The sequence below is a fragment of the Streptomyces sp. BK239 genome (assembly GCF_004217285.1).
Taxonomy (GTDB): domain Bacteria; phylum Actinomycetota; class Actinomycetes; order Streptomycetales; family Streptomycetaceae; genus Streptomyces.
The window spans coordinates 683878-697138 of the sequence record NZ_SHKS01000002.1; the positions used below are offsets into that span (position 1 = coordinate 683878).

At 74.1% G+C, this 13261-nt stretch carries 12 protein-coding genes and 1 pseudogene; 7 read left to right on the forward strand and 6 right to left on the reverse strand.

What is annotated here, in order from left to right:
• Positions 1 to 225: 225 nt before the first annotated feature.
• Entirely contained in the window at positions 226 to 657 is a 432-nt protein-coding gene (locus EV567_RS27780) for a hypothetical protein (protein ID WP_165430332.1), read from the forward strand.
• Between the two features lie 65 nt (positions 658 to 722).
• Here the strand turns inward: EV567_RS27780 and EV567_RS08890 are convergent, their stop codons facing one another.
• From EV567_RS08890 to EV567_RS08900, 3 genes are all read right to left on the reverse strand, one after another.
• A complete protein-coding gene (locus tag EV567_RS08890) occupies positions 723 to 1142 on the reverse strand; it encodes a peptidase M23 (protein WP_130438104.1) in 420 nt (139 codons plus the stop codon).
• Between the two features lie 57 nt (positions 1143 to 1199).
• Positions 1200 to 1712 carry a hypothetical protein gene (locus EV567_RS08895; RefSeq protein WP_130438105.1) on the reverse strand — a complete coding sequence of 171 codons (513 nt, stop codon included), beginning with the start codon at positions 1710 to 1712 and terminating at the stop codon, positions 1200 to 1202.
• 110 nt (positions 1713 to 1822) lie between these two features.
• Positions 1823 to 5050, reverse strand: a complete 3228-nt coding sequence (locus tag EV567_RS08900) for a BTAD domain-containing putative transcriptional regulator (RefSeq protein WP_130438106.1) — start codon at positions 5048 to 5050, stop codon at positions 1823 to 1825.
• Between the two features lie 360 nt (positions 5051 to 5410).
• Here EV567_RS08900 and EV567_RS08905 point away from each other — a divergent pair, with 360 nt between their 5' ends.
• The 4 genes from EV567_RS08905 (at position 5411) to EV567_RS08920 (ending at position 8749) form a co-directional block, all read left to right on the forward strand.
• Positions 5411 to 6061 carry a M15 family metallopeptidase gene (locus EV567_RS08905; protein ID WP_130438107.1) on the forward strand — a complete coding sequence of 217 codons (651 nt, stop codon included), beginning with the start codon at positions 5411 to 5413 and terminating at the stop codon, positions 6059 to 6061.
• Positions 6062 to 6143: 82 nt separating this feature from the next.
• Positions 6144 to 6836: an RNA polymerase sigma factor gene (locus EV567_RS08910; RefSeq protein ID WP_242620724.1), complete on the forward strand. Its 693-nt coding sequence runs from the start codon at positions 6144 to 6146 to the stop codon at positions 6834 to 6836.
• A gap of 129 nt (positions 6837 to 6965) precedes the next feature.
• A complete protein-coding gene (locus EV567_RS08915) occupies positions 6966 to 7889 on the forward strand; it encodes a C40 family peptidase (protein ID WP_130438108.1) in 924 nt (307 codons plus the stop codon).
• A gap of 74 nt (positions 7890 to 7963) precedes the next feature.
• On the forward strand, positions 7964 to 8749 hold the full coding sequence (locus tag EV567_RS08920) for a M23 family metallopeptidase (RefSeq protein ID WP_130438109.1): 786 nt from the start codon (positions 7964 to 7966) through the stop codon (positions 8747 to 8749).
• A gap of 100 nt (positions 8750 to 8849) precedes the next feature.
• Here the strand turns inward: EV567_RS08920 and EV567_RS08925 are convergent, their stop codons facing one another.
• Positions 8850 to 9290, reverse strand: a complete 441-nt coding sequence (locus tag EV567_RS08925) for a DUF6299 family protein (protein ID WP_130438110.1) — start codon at positions 9288 to 9290, stop codon at positions 8850 to 8852.
• Positions 9291 to 9528: 238 nt separating this feature from the next.
• Here EV567_RS08925 and EV567_RS08930 point away from each other — a divergent pair, with 238 nt between their 5' ends.
• A complete protein-coding gene (locus EV567_RS08930) occupies positions 9529 to 9723 on the forward strand; it encodes a DUF5999 family protein (protein WP_130438111.1) in 195 nt (64 codons plus the stop codon).
• Position 9724: 1 nt separating this feature from the next.
• Here EV567_RS08930 and EV567_RS08935 read toward each other — a convergent pair whose 3' ends face one another.
• Together EV567_RS08935 and EV567_RS08940 are read right to left on the reverse strand one after the other, a co-directional pair.
• Entirely contained in the window at positions 9725 to 10132 is a 408-nt protein-coding gene (locus tag EV567_RS08935; RefSeq protein ID WP_130438112.1) for a RidA family protein, read from the reverse strand.
• Positions 10129 to 11313, reverse strand: coding sequence for an acyl-CoA dehydrogenase family protein (locus EV567_RS08940; protein ID WP_130438113.1), 1185 nt, complete (start codon positions 11311 to 11313; stop codon positions 10129 to 10131). Before EV567_RS08940 ends, EV567_RS08935 begins: the two co-directional genes overlap by 4 nt.
• 248 nt (positions 11314 to 11561) lie before the next feature.
• On the opposite strand from EV567_RS08940, the pseudogene EV567_RS08945 reads away from it, so the two are divergent.
• Positions 11562 to 13246: pseudogene (locus EV567_RS08945) on the forward strand (AMP-binding protein).
• Positions 13247 to 13261 lie beyond the last annotated feature (15 nt).

Here is a 13261-nt window from a genome sequence, read left to right on the forward strand (position 1 = left end):
CGTGAAGCAACCGAAAGCCCATTCGCGCGGATCAGCGTCCCATCACCGGCCATCGCCGCAGGTCATGGCGCTGGCCGGTCCCTCCCGGGTCATCTGAACCGCGCCCCAGACTCCCTTGTCATATACGGCCGTCCTGCGGGCCGTCCTTCCTGTGCCGGTTGCCGCGCCCGTCGGTGGGCGTGGCGGGCGGTCGTGTGGTGCACCGGTCACTCGGAAGGGAGAACGATGAGAGTGCGCAGCGTGATCAGGGGGCTGGCGGTCGTGGGGGCGGTGGGGGCCGCTGTGGTCGCCGGGCCCGGGGCCGGGGTGTCCGCCGCTCAGGGCGGCGGGCAGGGGGCAGTTGCTCGGGCGGCCGCCTTCGCGGAGGTCCGGGTGTGGGCTTCGGGCGTCAACGTCCGTAACGGGGAGTCGGGTTCGGCGCAGTTCCGGATCTGCCAGAACCTCCCGTCCCGCGCGAACTGCCCGGTCGTGGCGACGGTGTCCGAGACCACCGTGCCCGCCTACTGCCAGAAGCAGGGTGAGGAGATCGTCGACTCCGGCTACCGCAGCCGGTGGTGGACGTACGTGGAGTCGCCCAGCGGTCCCTGGGGCTGGGTCAACAACGTGTACCTGGTGGGCGACGAGCATCTGGCCCACGTCAGCGACTGCACGTTCTGAGCAGCGGGACGAACGCGACCGTGAGCCACCGCGCGCGGCGGTGGCTCACGGTCGTCGCGTCCGGCTCACCAGGAGCAGTCGGGCACGCCGGCGATCTTCTCGCCGCCCTGGATGTAGATGTTGTTGACCCAGCCGACCCTGCCGTCGGCCAGTTCGACCAGGGTCCACCAGCGGTTGCTGTAGCCGCTGTCGCGGATGGTCTCGCCCTCGCGCTGGCAGTGGGCCTGTGCCGTGGTGCGCGAGACGGTGGCGACGACGGTCGGGCAGGTCCCCCGCGACGGGTAGAAGACGCAGTCCGCGTCGGCCCCGTCATGGCGGACGTTGACGCCGGTGGCCCAGATGTAGACGGAGGTCAGGGCCGCTCGGGCGGGGGCGGTTCGCGGCGCCGCGGGGGCCGCGGAGGCCGCGGTCGGCGACGCGATCAGGACGGTGGCGGCCAGGGCGGCGGCCGTGGCCGCCACCCTGGTCAGGCTTCTCGTGTTCATGGGCCTCCGTGGTCCGGGGTGCGCGACGGGTGTGGGGAGCGTGGTCTGCCGGAACGGCTAGATGTACTCGCAGTCGATGGTGGGGTCGGAGGGGCTGTCGACCGGGGCGCCGGGCACCGGGGAGTTGTTGGAGCCGCCGCTGACGTAGACCGCCGAGATCCAGCCCAGCGTCCGGCCCGGCGTGATGACCTGCACCCAGTAGGTGTTGGTGTACGGGCCGTCCGTCACGCGGCCGGCCGTGCCGTTGTCGATCTGGCAGTACGCCTGGACCCTGACCCTGGTGAGCACCTCGTCGGTCGCGAGGGAGCAGGAGGTGCTCTGGCACGAGCGCACCCGTACGTCGCTGGCCCACACGTACACGGACCCGGTGGGCGGGTGCGCGGCGGCCGGCTGCGCGCCGACGACGAGGAGCGACGCGACGACCGCCAGCAGGCCGGCGAGCGTCCGAAGCGCCCTGCCGGCGAGGCCTCCCCTGCGGCGGTCGCGTGCCCGGCCGCCGTCCTCCGCGCGGCCCTCGTGTCCGCGTCGTGCGTGCTCGCTCGTCGCCGGTGACGTGTGCGTCATCGTCATCGTGGGTTCCTTCCCCGAAGTGGCAGCGGCGGCGGGCGCCGCCCTGTCCGTGTGAGGACGGGCGGTGGGCGGAGCCCGTATGACTGCCGCCGCGCGCCGCCGGCGGGGGCTCAACCGGCCGGGGCGTCCTCGGTCGCCTCGCGGCTGCCGAGTTCGAGGAAGACGCGCCGGGCTTCCTCCCTCAGTTCCTGTGCCGGCCCGGTGTCTCCCCGGCCTCGCGCGGCGGAGGCGAGGTCGCGCAGGGTGCGGGCGCGCCACAGGGGGAGGTCCAGCTTCTCCCAGAGCCCGAGGGCCCGGCGCAGGTCATCGGTCGCGGACGACCAGTCGGACGCCGCGAGGTGCCATTCGCCGAGCGTCCGCAGGACGAGGGCCTCACCGAACATGTCCTGGCGCTCACGGGTGAGGTCCAGGCACCGGTCCAGGCGTTCGCGGGACTCGGCCATCCGGCCCTGCCGGAACTCGACCTTGGCGAGGGACTGGCTCGCGTACATCACCCCGTAGGCGTCGCCCGTCTCCTCGAAGAGGGCGAGCGACCTGCGCAGCAGTTGCTCCGCCGCGCGCAGCTCGCCCCGCGCCCGGTGCCACAGGCCCTGTGCGCGCAGGGTGAGTGCTTCCCCGTGCCGGTCGCGGGCCGCCGTGTACAGCTGGTGGGAGCGGGACAGGGCGTCCCACGACTCCTCGTAGCGCCCCTGGTCGCGGTGCACGCAGCCCATGCCGTACAGCACATGGGCCGTGAAGGCGTCGTCCTCCGGTTCCCGGTTCTGTGCGAGGGCCGCCGTCAGCAGGGTCAACGCCTCGTCGAAACGGGCCTGTTCGCGGCGGGCCGCGCCCATGCCGGCCAGTGTCTGCGCGCGCCCGCGGGGTACGTCCCTGTCCTCGAAGAGCCGCAGCGCCGCGGCGAACAGGGCGTACGCGTCGTCGAAGCGGTCCTGTTCCAGGCGGAGTTGCCCGAGGCCCTGCAACAGCCAGGCCTCGCCCTCGACGTCGCCGCCGCGGCGTGCCGCGACCAGGGCGACGTCGTGGGAGCGGGACCAGGCGTCGAAGCCGTTGTAGAGCGCGGCGGAGGCCGCCATGAGGGCGGTGGCCAGTTCCCGCGCCGCGTCGAGCATGCCGTGCTCCGCGCAGTGCGTCACCGCCGCGAGCAGACATCGTTGTTCGGCGGCGAACCAGGCGGTGGGCTCGGCGGCCGGGTGGGAGCCCTGGTCCTGCCGGCCGGGTGCGAAGGGTGACGCCGAGCGGGAGGCCAGGTTCAGCGTCTCGTACAGCGCGTCGTGTGCGGCTCCGGTCGCGAGCGGGAAGAGGCGCGACGCCCCGCCGGGGCCGCGGGCCGCCGCGCTGCGGGCCATGTCCAGCCAGCGGTCCACGAGCCGGCGGACCGCCGCCTCCCGCTCGCCGCGGTCCTCGTCGGCCAGGCAGCGTTCCCGGGCGTGCTCGCGCGCGAGGTCGTGGATGCGGTAGCGGGTCCTGCCGGTCTCGTCGGTGCGGACTACCTCCACGAAGTAGCAGTCGACGAGCCGCTCCACCGCTTCCTCCGCCTCGTCGGCGGTGACGTCGAGGAGCGGGCCCGCGACCCAGGCCGCGAAGTCCGGCAGATCCATCAAGGCCAGCCTGCGCAGGGCGCGTTGCTCCTGCGCGCCGAGGTCCGCGTAGCCGAGTCCGAGGCTCGCGCGCACCTCCAGATCGCCGGCCTGGAGTTCGTCCAGCCGGCGGCGCTCGTCGCGCAGCCGTGCGGCGAGCCGGTCCGGCGTCCAGTGCGGGCGGGCGGCGAGGCGGGCGCCGGCGACGCGGACGGCGAGCGGGAGCCGTCCGCACAGGGCGACGATCTCGGCGGCCCGCGCGGGCTCCACGCCGGCCCGCGCCGGTCCCGCCACGCGGGCCAGCAGGTCGAGGGCCTCCGCTTCGGAGGGCACGTCGAGATCGAGGTGGGCGGCGCCCTCGATCGCGACCAGCCGGCGCCGGCTGGTGACCAGCACGGCTGAGCCGCCGCCCGGGGGCAGCAGAGGGCGCAGCAGCGCCTCGTTGACAGCGTTATCGAGGATCAGCAGCACCCGGCGTCGTGCGATGTGGGTGCGGTAGAGCCCGAGGAGGTCCTCCTCGTCCCGGGCGGGGGTGTCGGGGTCGACGCCGAGGGCGCGCAGCAGCCGGGCGAGGGCGTCGGCGGTCCGTACCGGCTCCAGGTCGGAGGCGCGCAGGTCCACGAAGAGCCGGCCGTCGGGGAAGAGCGCGGCGGTGCGGTGGCCCACATGCACGGCGAGCGCGGTCTTGCCGGTGCCCGAGCGGCCGGAGACGACGCCGATGGGCGGCGCGGTGCGCTCGGGGTCCCGGACCCGTTCCAGTACAGCGGTCGCCCAGGCGATCTGCTCGGAGCGTCCCGCGAAGTCGGCCACGTCCGGGGGGAGTTGGGAGGGCGCGGGGCGTCGGTCCGTGGTGTCGCGGGGTGGTTCGGCGTCCTCGTGGGGCGGTTCGGCGCCGTCGCGCGGGTGCGGGAACGGAGGGGCGTCGCCTGGGGCGTGCGGCGGGCCGACGCTCTGGGCCCGCACGGGGGCCGTGCGGGTGGCGGGCGTGGCGGGCCGTCGGGCCGGGGCGCCGAGCACGTCGGTGTCGGCACGGAGCAACGCCTGATGCAGGGCGCGCAGTTCCTGCCCCGGATCGATGCCGAGTTCGGTGCGCAGGAGGCGGCGGCCCTCGTCGTAGGAGCGCAGCGCGTCGGCCACCCGGCCGGCGCGGAACAGCGCGGTCATCAACTGGCCGCGGGGCCGCTCACGCAGGGGGTTGGCCGCGACATGGGCGACGAGTTCGGCGACGAGGTCGGTGCGGCGGTTCAGGTCCAGTTCGGCGGCGAAGCGGAACTCCTGTGCCTCCAGCCGCAGTTCACGCAGGCGCATGGCCTCGACGCGGGCGAAGGACTGGTTCAGGCCTTCGAGGGCGTCCTGGCCGCGCCACAGCCGCAGGCCCTCCTCCAGGGTGTCGACGGCGTCCTCGGGCCGGCCGTCGAGCGCCGCCCGGCGTCCGGCGGCGCAGGCCTGTTCGAAGCGCCGGGCGTCGACGGCGGCGGGCGGCAGGTCGGCGACGTATCCCGGCGACCGGGTGCCGATCACGCCGTCGCCCTCGGTGCCGGCGAGGGCGCGGCGCAGGCCTGAGACATGGGTGGCGACGAGCGCCCGTGCGGTGGCGGGCGGCTCCTCCTCCCACACCAGGTCCACCAGGCGCCCGGCGGAGAGAACTTCACCCGGATGAATGACGAGAGCGGCCAGTATGGCCGTCGGTTTACCGCCGTTGAGCGGAATCCGCTTTCCTTCGCTCCATACCTCGACAGGGCCCAGAAGGCGAACGTCCACCGTGATCCCCCGATTTCGCGTTCCCGCACTCGGGGACAAGATACCGGCGGCCGACGGCGGGCATGCCTCATGCCGGACCGCCCTTTTTCACACGGCGGACCGGCGTGAACGTCACTTGGCCGGAATTCGACGGGCGCCCGGTGGGATTACCTCCTCATCCGAAGTGGCGACTGTCCGATGTCGAACGGGAGACGCTGCCGGCGGGGCGCCCGTATGAGGGACCGGCCGCATTACGCGCATACCGTCACGGCGGATTCCCAAGCCGTCCGCAGGGGTTCTACAGGATTTCTGCAGGGATTCTGAAGACGGCGTACAGGTGCGCTGCAGGTGTTCTGCAGGGGCCCTTCAGACGCTGTGTGCGTGACAGAACTCATCCTGCTCTCGGACCGGCGCGTGGCCGAGACCCCCGTCGTCGAGAACGGCGAACGACTGGTCGACGCCCGCGACTCGGCCGTACTGCGCGTCGACGCCCGCAAGGCCGACGCCGACGGTTCGTACGCGCACGTCCGGGCCGACGTCCTGCGCCGGCTGCTGCTCGCCCAGGGCGCCCTGCCCGCGGGCGTGCGCCTGCTGCTGGTCGAGGGGTTCCGCCCGCCGGCGTTGCAGCGCAGCTACTTCGACGCCTACTCGGACACACTGCGCCGCGCCCGCCCCGACGCCTCGCCGGTCCGCATCCGTGAGCTGGCCAGCGCCTACATCTCGCCCCCGGAGGTCGCGCCGCACGTCAGCGGCGGCGCGGTGGATCTGACCCTGTGCACCGAGGACGGCGAGGAACTCCCCCTCGGCACCGAGGTCAACGCCACCCCTGAGGAGAGCGAGGGCGGCTGCCGCACCGCCGCGACCAACATCGACGCCGAGGCACGGGCCAACCGGCTGCTGCTGCACCGGGCGATGACGACGGCGGGCTTCGTCAACTACCCGACCGAGTGGTGGCACTGGTCGTACGGCGACCGGTACTGGGCGCTGCTGACCGCCGCGCCCGCCGCCGAGTACGGGCCCGCCGACCGGTAGCGAACGTCACGCACACGACCGCAACGCCTCACCGCAGCTCGCACCACCGCACCGCATCGTGAGACAGACCCGGGGGAACACCGTGCAGACCATCTCCGTCCCGCCGCCGACGACGACCACGACCGACACGCTCACCGCCAGAGCCGCGGCCGCCTCACCTCCCGCGGTGGAGGCGGGCCGCGCCGACCACATGACCGCGGCCGAGTTCGACGAGGCGTTCACGGCGGTGATGCCGAGACTGCGGCGCCGGCTGCTGGCGCTGACGGGCGACCCGCACGACGCCGACGACCTGCTCCAGGAGACGTACGTCCGGCTCTCCCACCGGGCCCGCGCCCGCACCCTGGCGCGTCAGCAGCAGCCGTACGCCTACACCTGTGCGGCGGCGCTGAACCTGCTGCGCGACTCCTGGCGGCATCCCGCACGCCGTGAACACTGCACCGACCGGCTGCCCGAACGGGGCTGGGACGGCGGCTTCGCGACGAGGGAGGCGGAGTCGGCGGCCGCGTCCCTGCTGAGCGGGCTGTCCCCCAAGGAGGCGGCCGCGGTGATCCTCGTCGACATCGAGGGGCTGACCCACGACATGGCGGGCGAGCGGCTCGGCGCGCACCGCGGCACCGTCCAGCGCAACCGCATGCGCGGGCTCGCCAAAATGCGCGCCGCGCTCGACGCATACGAAACCGGCGCCACAACCGTCCCCATGACGAAAGCCATGAAAGCCACGAAGCCCATGAAAGCTCCGAGAGGCGCGAAAGCCACGTCGGCGGCATGCGCCTGAGGCGGACCGACCAGCCGTCTCACCCGTCCGCGGGCCTCACCATCCACCCACCTCGTCCGTTGACCCGGTGATCCGGTCGTCTTGCCGATCACCCGCCACAGCGCCACCTGAACCAGGGGGAACCCCACCATGCGCCGTGCACACCGCGCTCAGCGAACCCACCGAACCCACCGCGTCCACCGCACCGTCGCCTCCGCCGGCGGGCTGCTCCTCGCCACCGCACTGGCCTGCACCGGCACGGCGTACGCCGCCCCGGCCGGCGTGCCCGCGGCGTCCACCGCCTCCGCGGCCGCCGCCGACTGCCGTGCGCTGACCGGCGCGCCGGCCCAGGCGCAGGCGATCGTCAACGCCGCGTGCTCCCAGATCGGGGTGCCGTACTCCTGGGGCGGCGGCTCCATCCACGGGCCGACGTACGGCCAGGACTACCCGGGCGGCGGCCCCGGCGCCCACGACAGCCAGGTGAGGGGCTTCGACTGCTCGCACCTCGTGCAGTACGCCGCATGGCAGGGCGCCGGGATCAGCCTGCCCGAGGGGTCCTGGAACCAGGCCCAGTGGAGCGGCGCCACGGCACGGTTCTCGCGGGCCGACGGCCTCGCCCCGCTGCAGCCGGGCGACCTGCTGCTGTGGGGAACGAACCCGGCGAACCTCAACAGCGTGCACCACATCGCCGTCTACCTCGGCAACGGCAAGATGGTCGAGGCACGGGAGTCCGGCACGCTGGTGATGGTCAGCGACGTGCGGATGAACGCCCAGTACGCGGGCGCCCTGCGCATCGTGGGGGCCGGCGAGCAACCGCCGGCGAACACGAAGCGGTTCATGACCTGGGGCACCGACGTGAGCCTGCGCCCGGACCCCGGCACCGCCAGGCCCCCGGTCGGCACGCTGCCCCGGCCCACCGCGGTCGACGTCCTGTGCCAGACGCACGGGGAGCTGGTCAGGGCCGAGGGATACGTCAACGACGCCTGGTCCTACCTGCCGAAGTACAACGCCTGGATCTCGAACATCTACATCGACGACCCCGCGGCCTGGCTGCCCGGCGTCCCGAACTGCTGAACCCGGCCCGCCCGGTGGCCCGTCGCCGGCCGATCACCCACGTCCCGATCACCCACGTACGGAGAAGAACCGCCATGCGCGTACTCACTCGCACCAACCGCACCAAGGCCGTAGGCCTGTTCGCCGCCGCGCTCGCCGCGGCCGGGCTGGTCCCGCTCACGGCGGGCGCGGCCGACGCCGCCCCGCCCGCCAGGCCCGCCGAGGCCGGCTCCTGTCCGGCCGCCGGCACCGTGACCCAGTGGTGGCACTCCGGCCACGACGGCGTCGACATCGCCAACAACCGCGGCACGCCCATCCATTCGACCGGTTCCGGCACGGTCATCGCCTCCGGTCCCGCGAGCGGCTACGGCCAGTGGATCCGCATTCGGCACGACGACGGCACCGTCACCGAGTACGGCCACATGTACGAGCGCCTGGTCTCCGTGAACCAGCGTGTGAGCAGCGGTCAGTTGATCGCCCGGATGGGATCCGAGGGCGACTCCTCCGGCAACCACCTGCACTTCGAGGCGCACGCGTCCACGTCCAGCACCCGCGGCATGGACCCGGTGCCGTACCTGGCGGCGCGGGGTGTGAACCTGCCGTGCACCCCGGGTGGCGGCGGGGGTCAGCCGGGGACCAACTTCACCACCTGGGGCACCTCCGTGCGGGTGCGGCAGGACGCGCGGCTGAACGCGGCGGTCGTGCGCACCCTGACCGGGCCGACGCCGGTGTACGTGGAGTGCCAGAAGCACGGCGACCTGGTCAACGCCGAGGGGTACAGCAACGACGCCTGGTCCTACATCCCGGCGCTCGGCGGCTACATCACCAACATCTACATCGACGACCCGGCCGCCTGGCTGCCCGGTGTGAGGGAGTGCTGACCGCACCCCCCGGGCACCGCACCGCGTGCCCGTGAACTGCGCGGGGGGCGTCGCGACGGTCCGTCGGGCCGGCGCGGCGCCCCCGCGCGTGGTCGCTCGTTCAGCGCTGGACCAGCGTGACGTCCTGCTGCTGGGTCGCGTGGAACTCGGGCAGGGGCAGCAGGCCCTGGGGGCGCAGTTCCAGGACCGTCGCCTCGACCCGGGCGGTGCCGGCCTTGAGGGAGCCCGGCATGGGCTTGCCGGTGTTCACCCAGCGGTGCTCGAGGCCGTCGCACACGGCGCGGCTGCCGCCGATGCCGTAGCGCACGGTCGAGGAGTCCTGGCCGATGGAGGAGGCGACGAACACCGGGCCGGTGCTGTTCACGCAGCGGTAGGTGCCGGAGAGGGTGACGGTGCCGTCCGCCGCGATGCCGCCGGCCGGGTCGACGGTGACGGCCTCCGCGGCCGGGGCCGGGGCCGGGTCGGCGGCGGACGCGGCCGGGACGGCCAGCAGGAGCAGGGCGGCGCCGACGGCCGCGGTGAGGGCGGGACGCAACGACATGGATGACCTCCGGGGGTGGGGAACCTCAGACGGTTTCCACTGGTACCGGGCGGCCGCCCTCCCGCCGGTGACCGTCACCCCTTCGGTGGCGAGTCCGCACCGGGCGTCGGCATACGGTCGTGGAGTCGTCCCGGTGCTGTCACATTCGGCGGCGGCGTCTGGCGGCGGCCGTCCGGCAGGCGCATCGTCGGAGCACGGGGCCCGCCGAACGGCCGGTCCCCCGACGTGGAGGTGCGCCATGTGTTCCCACCAGTCTCCGAGCGTCCCGGCCGGCGTCCGCCCCGCGCACGTCGTCGCCGCCCACCCCGAGCAGGGCTGGAGCCTGCTGTGCGACGGCACGATCGTCTTCGACGACTCCGGTGAACTGCTCCCCGACGGCCGCATCGTGGCCCCGCACCGCGCGACGGCCGACCGACTGACCGTCGCCGCCTGATTCAGGGCCGTTCGTCGAGGACCGCGAACCCGTCGATTTCGACGAGGGCGTCCTCGTCCCACAGCCGCACGATCCCGACGACCGCCATCGCCGGGTAGTGCCGACCCGCCAACCTCCGCCAGACTCGGCCGAGTTCGGCGGCCCGGGAGCGGTAGTCGGCCACGTCGGTGACGTGGACCGTGACCCGCGCCAGGTCCGAGGGGGCGCCGCCCGCCGCGGCGAGCGCGGCCAGCAGATTGGCGAGGGCCCGCTCGAACTGCTCCGTCAGCGTCCCGCCGACCACCTTCCCGGCCTGGTCCAGCGCGGTCTGGCCGGCCAGGAACACCACGCGGGAGCCGGTGGCGACGACGGCGTGGGAGAAGCCCGCGGGCGGGGACAGCTCGGGCGGGTTGACGCGCTCGACGCTCACCGGCTCTCCCCCGCCCGGACGATCGCGCCCTCGCCCGAGCCCGCCCCGGCGCCCCGGCCTTCACGCAGCTCCCTGTACAACTCCCGCGCGATGATGCCTCGTTGCACTTCGCTCGCCCCCTCGTAGATGCGTGGCGCCCGTACCTCGCGGTACAGGTGCTCCAGCAGGTGCCCTCGGCGCAGCGCCCGCGCTCCGTGCAACTGGACGGCTGTGTCGACGACGTACTGCGCCGTCTCGGTGGCGAGCAGCTTGGCCATGGCGGCGCGACGCGGGACGTCCGGGGCGCCGGCGTCGTACGCGGCCGCCGCCGCGTGGACCATGAGGCGGGCGGCCTCGGTGCGCAGGGCCATCTCGGCGACCTGGTGGGACACGGTCTGAAGGTCACTCAGTGTGCCGCCGAAAGCGGTGCGTCGGGCGGTGTGCGCGAGGGTGGCGTCCAGGGCGGCCTGTGCCATGCCCACGGCGAAGGCGCCGACGCTGGGGCGGAAGAGGTCGAGGGTGGACATGGCCACGCGGAAGCCGTGCCCGGGTTCGCCGAGCACGTCGGCCGCCGTGACCGGGACGGCGTCGAAGCGCAGCGTGCCGATCGGGTGCGGGGAGAGCATGTCGAGGGCGGAGCCGGTCAGGCCGGGGCGGTCGGCGGGGAGCAGGAACGCGGTGACGCCGCGCGCGCCCGCGGCCTCAGCGGTGCGGGCGAAGACGGTGTAGACGTCGGCCTCGGGGGCGTTGGAGATCCAGCACTTCTCGCCGGTCAGGCGCCAGCCGTCCGGGCCGTCGGGCTCGGCCGCCAGGGCGAGGGCCGCCGCGTCGGAACCGGCGCCGGGCTCGCTCAGCGCGAAGGCGGCGACCGCGCTGCCGTCGGCGACGCGGGGCAGCCAGCGCTCCCGTTGGGCGGCGGCGCCATGGGCGTGCACGGGGTGTGCGCCGAGGCCCTGGAGGGCGAGGGCGGTCTCCGCCTCGGTGCAGGCGTGCGCGAGGGACTCGCGCATCAGGCAGAGGTCGACGGCTCCGGAGGTGAACAGACGGGAGAGCAGGCCCAGTCGGCCGAGTTCGGCGAGAAGCGGGCGGTTGACGCGGCCCGGCTCGCCCTTGTCCGCGAGCGGGCGCAGTCGGTCGGCGGCCAGTGCGCGCAGTTCGGCGCACCAGGCGGTCTGTTCCGGTTCGAGTGAGAATGCGGACATCGTCGGCCCTTCTCTGCGACGGCTCCCTCGGACTCTCCGCGCGCCTGCCCCGCGCGCCCGCCCCGGCCCCTTTCCTTCGCGCGCCTCAACGGTATCGCGAACCGTTGACTGTCGTCACGGACACGATACGCTCGGTGGGCGAGCCCACCACGACGCCCACCACGGCGCTCCAGGCGCCCATCACGGCGCTTCCCGGCGCCCACCACGGCGCTCCCGGGCGCCCACCCAAGGCAAGGGGGCGACCCGCCATGAACGTCCCGCGACCCGCCGGGCATCGCTCGGCCCACGTCGACACCTTCGCGCGCGACCACCTCCCGCCGCCCGAGCAGTGGCCCGACCTGCGCTTCGACCTGCCGGAGCTGCGCTACCCCGAACGGCTGAACTGCGCCGCCGAGCTCCTCGCCGGCCCCGACGCCGGCCGTCCCGCGTTCCGCACCCCCGCCGGGCCGGTGTGGACGTACGGCGAGCTGCGCGCCCGCGTAGACCGGCTGGCGCATGTCCTCACCGGCGCCCTCGGGGTCGTCCCCGGCAACCGGGTGCTGCTGCGCGGGCCCACCACGCCGTGGCTGGCGGCGTGCTGGCTGGCGGTGCTGAAGGCGGGCGCGATCGCGGTCACCGTGCTGGCCCGGCAGCGCCCGCACGAGCTGCGCACGATGTGCGAGATGGCCCGGGTGCGGCACGCCCTGTGCGACGTCCGGGCGGTCGAGGACCTCGCCAAGGCGGAGATCCCCCGGCTGCGGATCACCACGTACGGCGGTGACGCCCCCGACGACCTGCTGCGCCGGCCGGCGCCGGACGTGCCGTACGGGGCCGTGGACACCGCAGCCGACGACGTGGCGCTGATCGCCTTCACCTCCGGCACCACCGGTCGCCCGAAGGGCTGTATGCACCTCCACCGGGATGTGCTCGCGGCAGCCGACACCTTTTCCAGGCATGTGCTCAGACCCCAGGCCGACGATGTGTTCGCCGGCAGCCCTCCGCTCGGTTTCACCTTCGGCCTCGGCGGGCTGCTCGTCTTCCCGCTGCGGGCCGGCGCGAGCACCCTGCTGCTCGAACAGGCGGGCCCGAAGCAGCTGTTGGGGGCGATCGCAGCCCACCGGGTGTCCGTCCTGTTCACCGCGCCGACCGCGTACCGCGCGATGCTGGCGGAACTCGACGGAGGCGACGCACCCGCCGTGCGGGGCGCCTCCCCTGCGCACGACCTGTCCTCGCTGCGGCGCTGCGTCTCGGCCGGGGAGAACCTGCCCGCCGCCACCTGGCGGGCCTGGCACGAGCGGACCGGGCTGCGGCTGATCAACGGCATCGGCGCCACCGAGCTGCTGCACATCTTCACTCCGCCGCCGACGAGCACATCCGGCCCGGCACCACGGGCGTGCCCGTCCCCGGCTGGCAGGCGCGCGTGCAGGACGAGCGGGGCGTCCCCGTCCCCGACGGGCGGCCCGGGCTCCTCGCCGTGCGCGGCCCGGTCGGCTGCCGCTATCTGGCCGACGCCCGGCAGCGGGAGTACGTGCGGGACGGGTGGAACGTCACCGGCGACACCTACGTCCGGGAGAGCGACGGCTACTTCCGTTACGTCGCCCGTGCGGACGACATGATCGTCTCCGCCGGGTACAACATCGCGGGCCCGGAGGTCGAGGAGGCGCTGATGCGGCACCCGGACGTCGTCGAGGCGGCCGTGATCGGGCGGCCGGACGAGGCGAGGGGGCACGTCGTCGTGGCGTTCGCGGTCCTGCGGGCCGGCGCGCGGTCGGACACCGAGGCGCTGCGGGCCTTCGTCAAGACGGAGCTGGCGCCGTACAAGTGCCCCCGCGAGATCGTTCTGCTGGACTCGCTGCCGCGCACCGCGACCGGCAAGCTCCAGCGGTTCCTCCTGCGCACAGGCTCGGAGACCGGCACCGACGCCACCGCGGACACCCACGATGACCAGCGGTGATACCGACGACCTAAG